Raw genomic sequence first — 15,093 nt, 5'->3', positions numbered from 1 at the left:
CCGGCGTGACGGTCAGTGGCGAACGCATCAGACGAATGCGTTCGTATAGAAATCTTCGGCGCGCTTCTGCTTCGGTAGATCTGAATATTTTTCCAGCAGTGACACGGTTTCAGTCATCGCAGCGGGCGGCGTAAAGCCGAAATCCTGCTGTTTGATCAGCACCTGGTTCAGCGCGGCGTATCCCATTTCGAGATATGGACGTCTGTCCTGCATTCCCGTGTGATCGATCATCGCGTCGATGGCGGCACGCGGGTCTTTCATCGACTCTATCCACGAGCGTTTGGTCGCGGCAACGAAGCGCCGTACCAGATCAGGGTTGTTTTCAAGGAGTTTGCTGCTCGTCGAGATACCCTGACCCAAGGTGGGCACGCCAAGTTCTGAATACAGCATCGTCTTTGCGGGCAGTCCGGCGAGACGCAGCGCAACGGGCTCGCCCGGCGTTCCACCGAGTAGTACGTCGATGCGGCCCTTAGCGAGCGCGGCGACCTTGGTGGCCGGATCAAGGATGATCTTCTGCACCTGGTCAGGGCGGATGCCGTTGACCGCGAGGATCGCGGGAAAGAGCTGGTCGTTGCCGTCGCCCGCCGCCGATCCGATCCGCTTGCCGATCAGGTCTTTACCGCTTCGAATCGAAGTCCGCCCGTCGATCCACACGCAGCACAGCGTATTCATCGCAAACGTCATCACCTGTTTGATCGGCACGCCTTTGGCCGCGGCGAGAACGACCGCACCGGTATCCGCCCAGGCGAAGGTGTCATCGCCGAGCGCCACCATCTTCACGGTGGTCCCCGAGCCGCGGCCTTCGCCGAGACTCAGATCGATGCCGGCATCCTTGAAGAATCCGTTGCGGACACCGTAGAACATCGGTGCCATGCCGCCGAGCCACGTCCAGTGAAATCTCAGCGATGCCTGCGTGGTCGATTGCGCATTCGCGGCGATAGGCAATGCCGTCGAGGCCAGCAAACCCGCCGCTCCAGCGATCCATTTGCGACGCGTGATGCCTGCACGATGCTCGCTGCGCATGTCTCCTCCCTGTTGCGATGCGTCTGAATTGCGCTTCGCTAACGCCCATTGTTCGTGAGCGTCCAGGAATCAACAACCGTCTACGGGCAGATTCACGCGCCGCAAAATACTTCTTTTACGGGCGCCGTGAAGCGTGAGCCGTGCGGTCTAGCGAGACGACGCTGGCGCAGCCGTGCTGCCCCGCACGATCAGATCCGCGGGCAAGGTCGGGACTTTCGAAGTCTCGTTGCCGTTGATGGAATCGAGGATGTATCTGGCGACGGCCTCACCCATTTCCTGCGCCGGAATATGGATGGTGGTGAGCGGCGGACTCAAGTGTGCGGAAGTGTCGATATCGTCGAAACCGACGATGCTCAGATCCTGAGGAACCGGAATGCCCATCGCGTGCGCTTCGATGATGGCACCCGATGCCAGATAGTCGTTCGTGCAGATGACTGCGGTCGGCCTGAGACGTTCGTCCGACATGATCTTTTGAAATCCTTCGCGCGCGCTTGCAATATGCCTGCGGTCGGCGCGCACGAAATGCTGCGGCCGGATGCCGAGCCCGGCATCCGCGAGCGTATCGCGCACGCCGTCGATCCGCTGCTGGATCCGGTCGTTGACGGTGAACTGATGCGCGATCAACGCAAAACGCGTGTGTCCCAAGTCGAGCAGATGCCGGGTGATGGTCGACGCGGCAGCGTAATTATCGAAGCCGATGCAGATGTTTTCAGGATTACGGCCGTTCGTGTAAGTCATCACGTAAGGCACGTTGTGCGCCTTCAGCAGCTCGATCAGTGCGGGCGGCTGCGCCTCGCCGACCAGCACCATCCAGTCGACACCACGCTCGACCATCTTGCGCGCCTGCTGCAGATGCATGGTCGGATCTGGCTCGATGCAGCCGAGAATCAACGTGTACTGCGCCTTACCCAGATGACGCTGCAGGCTTTCGATCAGATTCGCGAAGTTCTGGTGACTGAGCGTCGGAATCAATACGCCGATCGTACGGGTGCGCAATGACGCCAGAGCCTTGGCCGCGCCATTGGGTACCCAGTTCAGGACCTGCGCCGCGCGAAGCACGCGCTGCCTGAGATCCGCGGATACCAGGTCGGGATCATTGAATACGCGAGACACCGAAGCGGGCGACACCTTGGCAAGTTGCGCGACGTCCGACAAACGCACCGGATTCGCGCCGCTCTTTCGAACCCGCTTGCTCACCACCGGTTTCTCGACAATTTTGCTGCCCATAGATCGCCCTTGCCTGCTGTAGCCCGTTGCCGCCGTTGCTCTCGACGGCGCTCGCGAAAGGCGAATACGCCATGCGCAATTATACCGTGGCGCTTCCCTGCCAACTGGCCGTCGCCGGATCCCCGGCGGACTGCCGTTTCTGCTGCATTGCACGCATCGTCAATGGCTTTGCTGCCGCGGAACCGAGTCAGCGACACTTTGCAACGTGCCAGCGCGTCCAGACTCCGGCGACGCCTTTCCGTTCTGCCGCGCACGCGACGATCGGATGCGTGCGCGGGCGAATGCAAAGACCTGAATCAGGATCAGCAGTGCGCTAACCGAAAGAAATGCCGCGCAGATCGGCCGCGATACGAGCGCGATCAGATCGCCACGCTCGAGCAGCATCGCACGCCGGAAGTTCTGCTCCAGCATCGGCCCCAGCACGAAGCCGAGCACGATCGGCGATACCGGAAATTTCAGTGCAATGAAGATCGCGCCGATCACGCCGAATACCGCCACTTCGCCAACCTGGAACAGACTGTTGTTCGTGCTGTACACGCCAACCGCGATAAAAAAGAGTGCCGCGGGATAAAGAAGCCGATACGGCACCTGGAGAAGGCGAACCCACACACCGATCATCGGCACATTGAGAATGACCAGCAATACGTTGCCGATCCAGAAACTGGCGATCAATCCCCAGAAGATATCCGGGTGTTCGGTAATCAGTTGCGGACCAGGCTGAATACCCTTGATGATCAACGCGCCGAGTAATAGCGCCATCACGGCGTCGCCCGGAATACCGAGACTCATCGTCGGGATAAAGTCAACTTGCGTCTTCGAATGCGACGCGGCTTCGGGCGCCGCCACGCCTTCGATCGCACCCTTGCCGAAGCGCTCCGGATTGCGTGCCACCTTACGCTCGAACGCGTAGGCAATGAAGGTTGTAATGGTCGGACCGGTCCCTGGCATCGCACCGAATAGCGTGCCGATGAACGTGCCTCGCAGCATCGGCTTGAACGCCTGCTTGATCTCCGCCCAGCTCGGACGCATCTCCGACATCCGCACACGCGTTGCTTTCGTTTGCAGATGCACGCGGTTGATGCTCGACAGAAAATCGGCCACGCCGAACAGGCCCATGCACAGCGCGCCCAGATCGACGCCATCGGACAGGCTCTGCATGCCGAACGTAAAGCGCATCGCGCCGCTGGTCGGATCGGTGCCGACCACGCCGCAGACCAGACCGAATAACGTCATCGCCACACCCTTGAGCGGCGAACCACGCGACATCGTCGCACCGGCGACGAGCCCCATCAGCATGATTGCGAATAGCTCAGGCGGCCCGAACTTGAACGCAATGCTCACCAGCACCGGCGACAGGAAGATCATCACCAGAATGCCCACCGACGCCGCGAAAAACGAGCACATCATCGTGATGCCGAGCGCCGTGCCGCCCTTCCCCTGCTGCGTAAGCGGATAGCCATCGAGACAGGTCACCGCGTGCGGTGGATGACTCGGCAAATTCAGCAGAATCGCGCCTATCGCGCCGCCGTATTGCGAGCCGTAGAAGATGCCGGCGAGCATCAGGATCGCCGGTACGGGCGGGATCACGTAGGTCAGCGGCAGGAGCATCGAAATGGTCGTGAGCGCACCCATGCCGGGCAGCACACCGATCAGGTTGCCAACCAGCACGCCAAAGAACGACCACATCAGATTGCCAGGTTGCAGCGCAATCCCAAAACCGTAAAGCAGATCGACGATACTGTGTCCCATCTTTTCAACCCCAAGCGAAAAACGGCATCTGCAGCCCGAGTCCGTAGCCGAACACGGCGACGCCGAATACGGTTACCGCCAGTGCGAGAAGCAGGCAGTCGCGCATCGAGTTGCTCTTATCACCGAGCGCGGCAATCAGCACCGTCAGGAACGTCGCGGGAATGAGCCCGCCGTACGTGCCGACCACGACGAACGCCGCGACGCCGGCAAGAATGCAGAACCATCCGCGCCATTCCGGCTTGGCGAATTTCTGTTCTGCCTCACGCTCCTCCTTTTTCTCCGCCAGGATGACCGCGAGACCGATCAGTGTCATCAGCACACCGAGCACCAGCGGGATGAAGCCGGACCCCATGTCGGTCAGCGTGCCCACGTGAAACGACAATCCACCAATCGACACACCCACGCCAAGCAGCATCAGCAAGACGCCGCCCAACTGGTCGCGCGACGGTCTCCATGTGATCTTCATGCCTGCATCTCCCATCGAATCTTCAAATACCGGACACGCTCATTGCGGCGCCCACCCGTGATAGCCGTCGCCGTCCTTCGAGATCGGCAGATGGACCGTCGATCCTGAGCGCGCCGACAGATACAGCGCCGTGACGAGTTCGATCGATGCGCGCGCATCGTCGAGCGTGACCGGGAACGGCGTGCCCGACATCAGCGCCGCATGGAACAGTTCGTACTGACGTCCGAAGTAACTGAACGGGCTCGGCTCGATATCCATCGCGGCGTCGATCTCGCGTTTCACCGCATCCGATCGCGGCAACACCGTCCACGGGTCGTCGGCGATACGCTGCGTTTCATGATCGACCAGACGCTCGAACGTCACGTGCTCGAAGCACATGCGAATGCGCGTTTGCTGTTTGACCGACCCGAGCGTCGCACCGACCGACACCAGTGAGCCGTCTCCCATCTTCAGGCACGCGACACCGCAGTCCTCCACTTCGATCGGATTCACCCGCGTGTCGCTGAACGACGTCACCGCGACGGCCGGCCCGACAAGCGAATAGAGCAGGTCGTGAATATGAATCGCCTGCGTCACCCACAACCCGCCGAGCTCCGTTGCGAACTTGCCGCGCCACGCCTGCTTGTAGTACTCCGCGCCGCGCGTCCGCGCGATCTCGACCGTCGTGACGAAATGCTTTCCCGTCGATCCCGACGCAATCGCACGCCGCACACGTTCCGCGCCATTGCCGAAGCGATACTGAAAAATCGGCATCACACGGCCGATCGAGCGGCTTTCCACTTTGCGCAGATCGTCCACCAGCTCCATTGAACTCGTGAGCGGCTTCTCGCAGATCACATGCTTGCCCGCTTTGAGCGCTTCGACCGCCATCGGATGATGCAAGCCCGGCGGCGTGCAGATCACCACGACGTCGATGTCCTGCATCGCCAGCACTTCCGCAAGCGTTTCGGCCTGCACGGGAATACCGTAGCGATTCGCGAAATCGCTGCGCCGATCGCTGCTGTTGTCGACGCACGCGCGCACCGCGAAGCGGTCCGCGAGCGGACGTAGACCTTCCATGTGAATGTCACCCGCCCATCCACATCCGACGATGGCCAACTGGATAATACGTTTCATGATCTCAACCTGTAGTGCGGGAAGCAGCGACGCGAAACGTCGCTGCGAGCATCAGTATCAGTTCGCGGAGATACCTGTCTGCTTGACGACGCCGGCCCACTTGCCCACTTCTTCTGACATATAGCTGCCGAACTGCTGCGGCGTGTTGCCGACAATGTCGACGCCCAGCTGCCCGAGCTTCGACACGACTTCCGGATCCTTGAGAATCGTGACGAGCGTCGTATTGAGCTTGTCGACGATCGGCGCGGGTGTGCCGGCCGGCGCGAACACGCCGCCCCACGAGGCCGAATCGAAACCCGGAATGCCGGACTCGGCGATGGTCGGCGTATCGGGCAGCTTCGGCGTGCGCTTGGCGGTAGTCACCGCGAGAATGCGCAGCTTGTCGTTGTGGAGGAAAGGCAAGAGTGCCGGCAGTGTGACGATGCCCATCATTACATGTCCGCCGATCATGTCGTTCAGCGTGAACACGTCGCCGGAATACTGCACGTGTGTGAGCTTGACCTTGCCCATCACTTCGAGCAGTCCCGACGTCAGATGCGTCGCCGATCCGATACCGCCCGTCGCGAAAATGGGCGACTGCTTGCTGTTGCGAAGATACGCGAGGAACTCCTGCATGTTCTTGACGGGCAGCGACGCGTTGACGACCACGACCATCGGCACGTTCCCCGTCTGCACGATCGGCGCGAAGCTTTTGATCGGATCGAAGCTCACGTTCTTGTAGATCGCCGGGTTGATCGCGTTCGGGCCGACATTGCCCATCAGGATCGTATAGCCGTCGGGTTTGGCGTGCGCGACATCATCGGCGGCGATGTTGCCGTTCGCGCCAGGGCGATTCTGGATCACGACCGGCTCCCCGAGCGCAGCCGACATTTTCGGACCGAGAATCCGCGCGATCACATCGGACGCGCCGCCCGGGGGATACGGAATGATGAACTGGATGGGCCGCGCCGGATACGTGTCCGCCGCGCTCGCCATCGAGACCGCGCCGAATACCGCCAGGGCCGCGGCCCACATCTTCCACATGCTCTTCATGTTTCGTCTCCTTGCTGTTGTTGTGGTAGTGCGTTCAGCGCGGCGAGCCGACGATGTTTCTCGCGACCAGATCATCGATCTTCGCCTGGTCGTAGCCATGCTCGGCAAGAATCTCGCGCGTGTGTTCGCCGATTTCGAGCCCCTTGATGCGCAGCGGCGGCACCTGGCCGTCGTAGCGGATCGGGTGATTGACGAGTACGACCTTGCGCCCGTTGATGTCTTCGGGACGGAACACTTCCATCGCCGCCACCTGAGGATCGTCGGCGACATCGTCGAAATCGTGCACAGGTCCGTACCAGACCGCCAGCTTGTCGAAGCCCGCCGCGGCCTCGGCGTAGGTCTTGGTCTTCATCACCTTCGCGAACACTGCCGCAATCTGATCGCGATCCTGGTACGGGTCGAGCTGCTGCATCTCGCGCAGCTCGGGACTGTCGAGTGCCTCGGCGAGCTTCGCGACCGGATTGGTCGAGACGGCCATCTCGCCATCCTTCAGCTGGTACACGCCATACGGCGCATGGTGATACCAGGTGGCCAGATGCGGCTCGCGGTTCATCGTCTGCGCACCGGGACGCACCGACATGTAGACCGTCAGCGGCTCCGTCTGCAGATCGAGACCGGCGGTGAACAACGAACTTTCGACGCGGCCGCCCTCGCCCGTCGTCAACTTCTTTACATACGCAGCGACGATACCCATTGCGAGCAACGCGCCCGCGTGCTGATCGACGATCGCGGAACCGACCGCTTTCGCTTCACCATGCTTGTGACCGGTCGCGCTCATCAGACCCGTGCGAGCCTGGATGATCAGATCCTGCGATTCGCGCGCGAGCATCGGGCCCGCGTTGCCCCAGCCGGTGCCGCTCGCATAGATGATGTTGGGGTTGCGCTTCTTGACGTCCTCGTACGACAGACCGAGCCGCGCCATCACGCCGTGGCGGAAATTTTCGACCACCACGTCGGCCTGCTCGATCAGCGACAGGATCACTTCGCGGCCTTCGGGCGACTTGAGATCCGCGGCGAACAAGCGCTTGTTACGGAAGGCCGACAGATACAGGCCACTTGCGCCGCCCATGTCGGCGCCGGCCCACCGGCGCGAGCGCTCGCCGCCGAGCGGCTCGACCTTGATTATGTCCGCGCCCATGTCACCGAGATATTGCGTACAGGCGGGACCTTGCAGGACATGACAGAAGCTCACGACCTTCATTGAATTCAGCAGCACATTTCCTCCTGGAATAGATAGCGAGAGACGTCGCGGCGAAACTATTCGCCGGTGTATTGCGGCCGTCTCTTTTCCTTGAATGCATTCAGACCTTCCTGCCGGTCACGCGATCGATGGTTCCTGAACATCGCCACGCGTTCGTAGGCCAGACCGTTAGATGCGTTTGCACCGACCGCCTCGTTGATGCATGCCTTGGTGAACTGCACCGACAGCGGTGCGCGCTCCGCAATGACGTTGGCGATCTCAATGGCGCGATCGAGCGTGCGCGCCGGCTCACAGACCTCGAGCACGTAGCCGGCTTTCAGCGCGGTTTGCGCGTCGATCATTTCGCCGCTGAGCAGCATGTAGGTCGCGAGTTGCGGACCGAGCTTGCGCGGTAGCCGTTGCGTGCCGCCGTCGCCGGCGAGACCGCCGTTGCGCACTTCAGGCTGGCCGAACTGCGCATTCGAACCCGCCACGATCAGATCGCAGCACAGCACGAGCTCGTTGCCCGCGCCGACCGCGACGCCATTGACCGCGGCGATCATCGGCTTGGCGAACGTGGCGATCGCGTTCCACGCCTCGATGCGGCGCGGATCCGACACCACGTCGATGACGCCGTACTGCAGCATGTTCTTCATGTCGGCGCCGGCGGAGAAGACCTCTTCCCCGCCCGTGATCACGACGCATCTGACCGTACGATCGTCGGTTGCCTCACGCAGCACTCGCCCCATTTCGATCACCATCGGGTTGCTCAACGCATTGCGCTTCGCGACCCGATCGATGCGCATGACCAGTACATGGTCCCCGACGCGCTCGCATGTCACGCATTGCGCGTCTTCCGGATTGCCGTAGTCCACCGTTGCGTCTCCTTGCCGACTTATCGTGCGTATGTCGCGCCGCCCGGACGGAAACGCGGATCGGCCAGATTGTGTTCGTCGAAGATCGCGTCGATGTTCTTGCGGTCGTAGTCGGTCAGCGTGGTGAGCGGCGCGCGCACTTTCATGTTCTGCAGCACGCCCTGCTTCATCAGCGCGTATTTGGTGCGCACCCGATAGTCGCGCAACGGGGTGCGCCAGCAGGCGCGTGCGAGCGGACCGAGCTTGAACCAGATTTCGTACGCTTCTTCCACCTTGCGTTCGGCCGCGAGCTTCTGCATGCGCACGATTTCAGAGGTACCTGTCGCCGCGAATCCGATCAGTGCGCCGTCGCAACCCATCAGCATGGCTTCGAGAATGAAAGTATCGCTGCCCGTCAACACGCCGATACGGCGCTCCGCTTCACGCGCTTCCTTGATGTTCTCGTTGGTTTGTTCGACGTCGAACGACGCATCCTTGATGCCCTGAATGGTCGGAATCTTCGACAGCGCCTTGATCGTTCCCGGCGGGTATTTGCTGAACACGTTCTGGAACGCGAGCATCGGCAGTTTCACGGCGTCCGCCACAGCTGCGTGGTAGTCGTACACCATCTCCACCGTCGGCGAGCCGACGAACGCCGGCATCGGCGGAAACAGCACCAGCCCGTCGACGTCGAGATCCTCGAACTGTTTGGCAAGCGCCACTGCAGCGGTCGTATGGGTTGCGTTCACACCGGATAGCAGCGTCACCGATTTGCCGAGCGCTGCGCGGCAGCGGCGAATCACTTCCAGCTGCTCGTCGACTTCCAGTGAACTGACCTCGCTCAGCGCCATGTTCATTGCGATGGCGCGCGGCTGCGCGGCACCGACCTCGGTGATGTAGCGATCCAGCGTGTTCCAGTCAATCTCGCCGTTTTCGTGGAAAGGCAGCACGGGAGCGGCGACGACGCCTTGTCCGAGGCTCTGACTCATGTTCGATGTCTCCTGAAGAATGCAATCAACTGCGATTGAATGGCCCCGGCACGCAAACGCCGACACTCCGGATTGAAGGCCAGCAGGCCGCGCGCCGAGCCACGAAGTTTGATGGATTATGAAAGCGCTTTCGGTGTCTTGCAAGCTGTTTTTTATGGGGTTAACGTTATACGAAGGAAGCGCTTTATCTGATCGTGAAGCTGATTTAGACTGGCGAGCCTTGCTCGACGGCGGGCGGGAAAGAATCGGAGAGAGAGATGGGACGGACGCTTTATCAGAAGATTGTCGGCAGTCACACGGCGTTTCACGTGGACGAGAACCACGTCGGCCTGTATGTCGACTTGCACATCATGAACGAGTACACGAGCCCGCAAGCGTTTGCCGGGCTCGCCGAAAAAGATCTGCCGGTGCGGTGCCCCGAAAAGCAGATGGGCGTTGTCGATCACGTCATTCCGACCCATCCCGTTGCGCGTGGGGAGCGCTTGATTCTGGTCGACGCCGCTGCGCAGCAGGCCGCGAACTTCACGCGCAATTGCCACAAGCACGGCATTCATCTGTTCGATATCACGGATCCCGAACAGGGCATCGAGCACGTCGTCGCACCGGAAATCGGGCTGATCCGCCCTGGCATGGTCGTGCTGTGCGGCGACAGCCACACGACCACGTATGGCGCGCTGGGCGCGTTGGGTTTCGGTATCGGCACGTCGGAAGTCGAGCACGTGCTGGCGACCCAGACGCTCGTCTACCGGGTCGCTCGCGACATGCGCATTCGTGTCGAAGGCGAGTTGCCGCCCGGCACGACGTCGAAGGATCTGGTGCTGACGATCATCGCGAAAATTGGCGCACAGGGCGCGCGCGGCTACGCGGTCGAATACTGCGGACCGGCCATCGAGGCGCTGAGCGCCGAAGCGCGCATGACGCTGTGCAACATGACCGTCGAGGCTGGCGCGCGCGGCGCGCTGATCGCGCCCGACGACGTGACGGTGGCCTATGTCGCCGAACGCATCCGCGATCTATCGGCGGCGCAGATCGCCGAGGCGGCGTACCAATGGCGTCAGTTGAAATCGGACGACGATGCGCAGTTCGACGTCGCGTTCGATTTCGATGCGCGCGACGTGACACCGTTCGTCACCTGGGGCACGAGTCCCGATCAGGCCATCGCGATCGACGCGCGCATTCCGGCGCTGCCTGACGACGCCGTCGAACGTGACAACATCGTCAAGGCGCTCGACTATATGGGGCTGAGCGCCGGTCAGCGGCTCGACGGCCTGGCTATCGATCATGTGTTCATCGGCTCGTGCACGAATGCGCGCATCGAAGATTTACGCGCGGTTGCCGCGGTCGTCCGAGGCCGCAAGGTCGCCAGTTCGGTGCGTGCGATGGTGGTTCCGGGCTCCGGCCTCGTACGCGCACAGGCCGAACGCGAAGGCATCGCCCAGGCGCTGATCGACGCGGGCTTCGAATGGCGCCAGCCGGGTTGTTCGATGTGCCTCGCGATGAACGACGACGTGCTCGCGCCCGGACAACGATGCGCGTCGACCACCAACCGCAATTTCGAGGGACGCCAGGGACGTGGCGCCCGCACCCATCTGATGAGCCCGACGATGGCCGCCGCCGCCGCGTTGGCGGGATGCATCGTCGACGTACGCAAGGAGGCTTGACATGGACGCACATGACATCATCAGCGGCATCGCCGCGCCGCTGCCGCTGAACAATCTCGACACCGACCAGATCATGCCGAAGCAGTTTTTACTCGGCATCGACAAGTCGGGCCTCGCGCGCGGCGTGTTATACGACTTGCGCCACGACGCCAGCGGCCAGCTGCGCGACGATTTCGTGCTGAACCGCCCGGAATATCGTGCCGCGCGCATTCTGATTGCCGGGGCAAACTTCGGCTGCGGATCGAGCCGCGAGCATGCGGTTTGGGGTTTGCAGCAGGCTGGCTTCGACGCCGTGATCGCGCCGAGTTTCGGCGAGATCTTTTACTTCAACGCGCTGAACAATCGTCTGCTGCTGGTCACGCTGGATACGCAAATCGTTGCGCAACTACTCGAACTGAGCCGCGAACCGACAAGCGCCGAGCTGAGCATCGACGTTGCGCGTCAACAGATCACGACCGCCAGCGGCGATGTGTTTCCATTCGAACTGCCCGCCCGCCAGCGGCGCATGTTCATCGAAGGGCTCGACATGATCGGCATGACGTTGGCCGACGGCGACGCCATCAAGTCGTTCGAGGCGCGCCATTACGACGTGCATCCGTGGATGAATATCGATCTTCCCGCCCAGGCTAACCTCGTGCGACGCAGCACGAACGACTTGTCGCGAGAAAGCGGGCACGGCGAGTTCTGAAGAAGGCTGGAGTGTCTTTTTCGGCGGACCACTCTCGGGAACACTAGATGGGCCTTTCCATCGACCCATCAGTGCCCGTCGCACGAGGAGACACTCGACATGAATTCATCCCATTTGACCCAGCGTGTGCTGACGCCGGTCGTCACACCCTTCGACGCGAATGGCGCACCGTCCGCGTCGCGGCTTGCGCGGCATTGCCGCAGCATGATCGATCACGACGTCGGGCTGGCGCTGTTCGGCACGAATTCGGAAGCGAACTCGCTATCGGTCGCCGAGAAGCGCCATCTGCTCGATACGCTGATCGCAGATGGGTTACCCCCGGCGCGCATGATGCCGGGCACAGGCGCATGTGCACTGCCCGACGCAATCGAACTGACGCGGCACGCGGTCGAGGCGGGATGCGCGGGCGTGCTGATGCTGCCGCCGTTCTACTACAAAAACGTCTGCGACGAGGGGCTGTTCCGCTCGTTCGCGACTGTCATCGATGCGGTCGCCGATGCACGGCTGCGCGTATTCCTGTATCACATCCCCGCCGTTGCGCAGGTCGGCATCAGCCTCGGGTTGATCGAACGTCTGCTGAACGCCTATCCGAGCGTCATTGCGGGCATTAAAGACAGTTCCGGCGATTGGGCGAATACCTCGGCGATCATTGATGCCTTTGGCAAAAGCGGTTTTGACGTTATGGCTGGCAGTGAGACCTTCCTTCTGCAGACACTGCGTGCCGGTGGCGCGGGTTGCATCACGGCTACCGCCAACGTGAACGCTCGGAACATCGCGCAGCTCGCGCGCACATGGCAAACTCCAGAGGCGGACGATCAACAGCAGCGTCTGAATGCATTGCGCGGCATCTTCACCCGCTTTCCGGTTATACCCGCAATGAAAGCAGCGATCGCGTGGCAATCGGGAGACGAGAACTGGTCGCGCGTGCGTCCGCCGCTCGTTGAATTGACCCGGCAGCAGCGAAATGCACTGGAAGCCGATTTGACGGCCATCGATTTCCGTATCGAGAACGCCGGCTCGTTCGCAGAACCGGCCTGAGCGGAAGCGCTTGATTGAGGTGACGTAACCGGACATGACATCGCCGACCTGCTGACACCCATTGCGGTGTCAGCTCGCATACGCACCGGCTCAAGTTCTCTCAATACGTCAGACGCGATGCAGTTGCATGCCGCCGCCCACGTCGATGTGGACTCCCGTGGTGAACGGCAGACCGCCGGTAGCAAGTGTGGCGACCGCTTGTGCGACATCTTCAGCCTGGCCCCACCGCCTCATTGGAACACCACCGGTTTGGATGAAGGGCTCATACCGTTCGGCCGCCGGCGCGGTCATTTCGGTCTCGATTATTCCTGGACGGATCTCGAAAGTCGTGATGCCGGATGATGCGAGCCGACTCGCAAATAGCTTGTTCATCATGGCAAGCGCGGATTTGGTCATGCAGTAGTCGCCACGATTTTCCCCTACGATCGACGCATTAGCCGAACTGATCGTAATAATGGTCTGATGGCACCCTGGCGTTGCTGTGACTAGCATGCGCCTCGCGACAGCTTGCGTGAGGAAAAATGTTCCCCGCAGATTGACAGCAACTGAACGATCAAAGCTTTCGGGTGTAACGTCGAGAAGGTCACCGCGTACCATCGATGTGACGCCAGCGTTATTGACAAGGCAGGTGATCGGCCCAAGAGCGTTTTCAACGCGGTCAATGAGTTCACTATGCCCGTCGATGTCCGCAATATCGTTACTGAAATATTCTGCCGGTACACCGTCTCGTATAAAGTGGGCCAGAGTTGGAGCTTCCGCCTCCAGGCTAACCAAGGCCAGATCGAACCCACTTACAGCGAGGCGGCTGGAGATGGCATGTCCAATCCCTCGCGCCGCACCGGTTACAAGGGCAACGCCACGGCTTCCGCGTTTCATGAGCATGCGTTCCATTTATTAACAGGTAACGTATCAACGATTGCACTGAGGTTCATCGCACAGCGCATCATGACTTGCCCCGCAGGGGCGCCTCATATCTCTCTGATAAACACCTCTGCCCCTGATTGCGCAGATTGCAGGATTGCATCCATCACGTTCATGTTTGCCCGTGCGTCCTCGAGGGGAATTGCCTGCCTGTTTCCGCTCAAGATAGCTTCAGAAAACACCGTGGCTGCGATCGCGTATTGATCGCACACCGGGAGCTCCAGCCAGCGTTCTTCGTTGACGCCCGTACTTGTACGTTGACTCAACAACAGGCGAGTCGGCCGGTCGTTGGGCGCATTGAAAGGAATTTCGACCTCAATGCGTCCTTTCGTGCCATGAAACTGCATTCGTTGATAATTGTGGATCTGTGTCGAATAAAAAAATGTAGCGTGGATACCGTCGAAATCCATTAGCACAGAACCGAGCCGGTCCACTCCGAACGATGGGTCCCGGTTGATGAAGGCAGCGACGCGCGTCGGCTCCCTGCCGGTCACGAAACGTGACGTCGTGATCGGATAACAGCCGATATCGAGCAGACCGCCCCCGCCAATCTCCACGTTATTGCGAATGTCGTGCGGATTGACGTTGTAAAAGGTAAACGCGCCCGTCACCGCCATCAGATCTCCGACCGCCCCCTCCTCGACCAGACTTCGCACCTTGATCCACTGGGGATGCGTGCGAACCATGAACGCTTCCTGTATGTATCGGCCAGTTCTGTCTCTTGCGTCGATCAGCCGCTCGGCCTGTTCCGCGTTCAAACCGATTGGCTTCTCACACAACACGTGCTTGCCCGCTTCGACGCACCTGATGGCCCACTCCATATGGAGATGATTGGGTAACGGGATATAGACTGCGTCGATTTCTGGATCTGCCAGAAGCGCCTCATAACTGTCGTATGCAGTGGATAGTCCATATTTCGTTGCAGCTGCCTGCGCTTTTCCGGCGGTTCGAGATGCGATACCTTTCACCGTGCAGGCTGCCGCGGCGTGCATGGGGACCACCACCTTATCGTTGATCTTCGCCGTTCCCAGGACGCCCCAAACAATCGTATCTTTAGCCATCACATGCCCTTGTAGAACGCCATACGTAGAAGTCAACGAAACATACGGGCCGGCGAGCTATCGAAGCTGCGCGGTTGCCAGATCCGCC

14 protein-coding genes are annotated in these 15,093 nt (G+C 60.9%); 3 read left to right on the top strand and 11 right to left on the bottom strand.

Going from position 1 to position 15,093, the window contains the following annotated elements:
- Nucleotides 1-27: 27 nt before the first annotated feature.
- The 9 genes from G3N58_RS22640 to G3N58_RS22600 form a co-directional block, all read right to left on the bottom strand.
- A complete protein-coding gene (locus G3N58_RS22640; protein WP_277396982.1) occupies nt 28-1,023 on the bottom strand; it encodes an ABC transporter substrate-binding protein in 996 nt (331 codons plus the stop codon).
- A gap of 147 nt (nt 1,024-1,170) precedes the next feature.
- Complete coding sequence (locus tag G3N58_RS22635) at nt 1,171-2,250, bottom strand: LacI family DNA-binding transcriptional regulator (protein WP_206000265.1); 1,080 nt, start codon at nt 2,248-2,250, stop codon at nt 1,171-1,173.
- A 159-nt stretch (nt 2,251-2,409) separates the two neighbouring features.
- Complete coding sequence (locus G3N58_RS22630) at nt 2,410-3,999, bottom strand: tripartite tricarboxylate transporter permease (RefSeq protein ID WP_206000264.1); 1,590 nt, start codon at nt 3,997-3,999, stop codon at nt 2,410-2,412.
- 4 nt (nt 4,000-4,003) lie between these two features.
- Nucleotides 4,004-4,465: a tripartite tricarboxylate transporter TctB family protein gene (locus G3N58_RS22625; protein ID WP_206000263.1), complete on the bottom strand. Its 462-nt coding sequence runs from the start codon at nt 4,463-4,465 to the stop codon at nt 4,004-4,006.
- Between the two features lie 39 nt (nt 4,466-4,504).
- Nucleotides 4,505-5,581, bottom strand: a complete 1,077-nt coding sequence (locus G3N58_RS22620; protein ID WP_206000262.1) for a Gfo/Idh/MocA family oxidoreductase — start codon at nt 5,579-5,581, stop codon at nt 4,505-4,507.
- Between the two features lie 57 nt (nt 5,582-5,638).
- On the bottom strand, nt 5,639-6,613 hold the full coding sequence (locus tag G3N58_RS22615; protein ID WP_206000261.1) for a tripartite tricarboxylate transporter substrate binding protein: 975 nt from the start codon (nt 6,611-6,613) through the stop codon (nt 5,639-5,641).
- Between the two features lie 34 nt (nt 6,614-6,647).
- A complete protein-coding gene (locus G3N58_RS22610) occupies nt 6,648-7,829 on the bottom strand; it encodes a CaiB/BaiF CoA-transferase family protein (RefSeq protein WP_206000260.1) in 1,182 nt (393 codons plus the stop codon).
- 41 nt (nt 7,830-7,870) lie between these two features.
- Nucleotides 7,871-8,668, bottom strand: a complete 798-nt coding sequence (locus G3N58_RS22605) for an enoyl-CoA hydratase-related protein (protein ID WP_206000259.1) — start codon at nt 8,666-8,668, stop codon at nt 7,871-7,873.
- A gap of 20 nt (nt 8,669-8,688) precedes the next feature.
- Complete coding sequence (locus tag G3N58_RS22600) at nt 8,689-9,636, bottom strand: dihydrodipicolinate synthase family protein (RefSeq protein ID WP_206000258.1); 948 nt, start codon at nt 9,634-9,636, stop codon at nt 8,689-8,691.
- 257 nt (nt 9,637-9,893) lie between these two features.
- Here G3N58_RS22600 and leuC point away from each other — a divergent pair, with 257 nt between their 5' ends.
- From leuC to G3N58_RS22585, 3 genes are all read left to right on the top strand, one after another.
- A complete protein-coding gene (gene leuC / locus G3N58_RS22595) occupies nt 9,894-11,297 on the top strand; it encodes a 3-isopropylmalate dehydratase large subunit (protein ID WP_206000257.1) in 1,404 nt (467 codons plus the stop codon).
- Between the two features lies 1 nt (nt 11,298).
- Nucleotides 11,299-11,985 carry a 3-isopropylmalate dehydratase small subunit gene (leuD, locus tag G3N58_RS22590; RefSeq protein ID WP_206000256.1) on the top strand — a complete coding sequence of 229 codons (687 nt, stop codon included), beginning with the start codon at nt 11,299-11,301 and terminating at the stop codon, nt 11,983-11,985.
- Nucleotides 11,986-12,084: 99 nt separating this feature from the next.
- On the top strand, nt 12,085-13,023 hold the full coding sequence (locus tag G3N58_RS22585; protein ID WP_206000255.1) for a dihydrodipicolinate synthase family protein: 939 nt from the start codon (nt 12,085-12,087) through the stop codon (nt 13,021-13,023).
- Between the two features lie 108 nt (nt 13,024-13,131).
- On the opposite strand, the gene G3N58_RS22580 is transcribed toward G3N58_RS22585, so the two are convergent.
- Nucleotides 13,132-13,899: a 3-ketoacyl-ACP reductase gene (locus tag G3N58_RS22580; RefSeq protein ID WP_206000254.1), complete on the bottom strand. Its 768-nt coding sequence runs from the start codon at nt 13,897-13,899 to the stop codon at nt 13,132-13,134.
- A 92-nt stretch (nt 13,900-13,991) separates the two neighbouring features.
- The gene (locus tag G3N58_RS22575; RefSeq protein WP_206000253.1) at nt 13,992-15,005 is read right to left on the bottom strand and encodes a Gfo/Idh/MocA family oxidoreductase; all 1,014 of its coding nucleotides are present in this window, start codon (nt 15,003-15,005) and stop codon (nt 13,992-13,994) included.
- Nucleotides 15,006-15,093 lie beyond the last annotated feature (88 nt).

It is taken from the genome of Paraburkholderia sp. Ac-20342 (genome assembly GCF_017104985.1).
GTDB lineage: Bacteria > Pseudomonadota > Gammaproteobacteria > Burkholderiales > Burkholderiaceae > Paraburkholderia.
This window is presented reverse-complemented; position numbering and strand designations above follow the sequence as displayed.

Coding starts and splice junctions, on each gene's coding strand:
- G3N58_RS22640 (WP_277396982.1), bottom strand. CDS start 1,023: ATGCGCAGCGAGCATCGTGCAGGCATCACGCGTCGCAAATGGATCGCT.
- G3N58_RS22635 (WP_206000265.1), bottom strand. CDS start 2,250: ATGGGCAGCAAAATTGTCGAGAAACCGGTGGTGAGCAAGCGGGTTCGA.
- G3N58_RS22630 (WP_206000264.1), bottom strand. CDS start 3,999: ATGGGACACAGTATCGTCGATCTGCTTTACGGTTTTGGGATTGCGCTG.
- G3N58_RS22625 (WP_206000263.1), bottom strand. CDS start 4,465: ATGAAGATCACATGGAGACCGTCGCGCGACCAGTTGGGCGGCGTCTTG.
- G3N58_RS22620 (WP_206000262.1), bottom strand. CDS start 5,581: ATGAAACGTATTATCCAGTTGGCCATCGTCGGATGTGGATGGGCGGGT.
- G3N58_RS22615 (WP_206000261.1), bottom strand. CDS start 6,613: ATGAAGAGCATGTGGAAGATGTGGGCCGCGGCCCTGGCGGTATTCGGC.
- G3N58_RS22600 (WP_206000258.1), bottom strand. CDS start 9,636: ATGAGTCAGAGCCTCGGACAAGGCGTCGTCGCCGCTCCCGTGCTGCCT.
- leuC (WP_206000257.1), top strand. CDS start 9,894: ATGGGACGGACGCTTTATCAGAAGATTGTCGGCAGTCACACGGCGTTT.
- leuD (WP_206000256.1), top strand. CDS start 11,299: ATGGACGCACATGACATCATCAGCGGCATCGCCGCGCCGCTGCCGCTG.
- G3N58_RS22585 (WP_206000255.1), top strand. CDS start 12,085: ATGAATTCATCCCATTTGACCCAGCGTGTGCTGACGCCGGTCGTCACA.
- G3N58_RS22580 (WP_206000254.1), bottom strand. CDS start 13,899: ATGAAACGCGGAAGCCGTGGCGTTGCCCTTGTAACCGGTGCGGCGCGA.
- G3N58_RS22575 (WP_206000253.1), bottom strand. CDS start 15,005: ATGGCTAAAGATACGATTGTTTGGGGCGTCCTGGGAACGGCGAAGATC.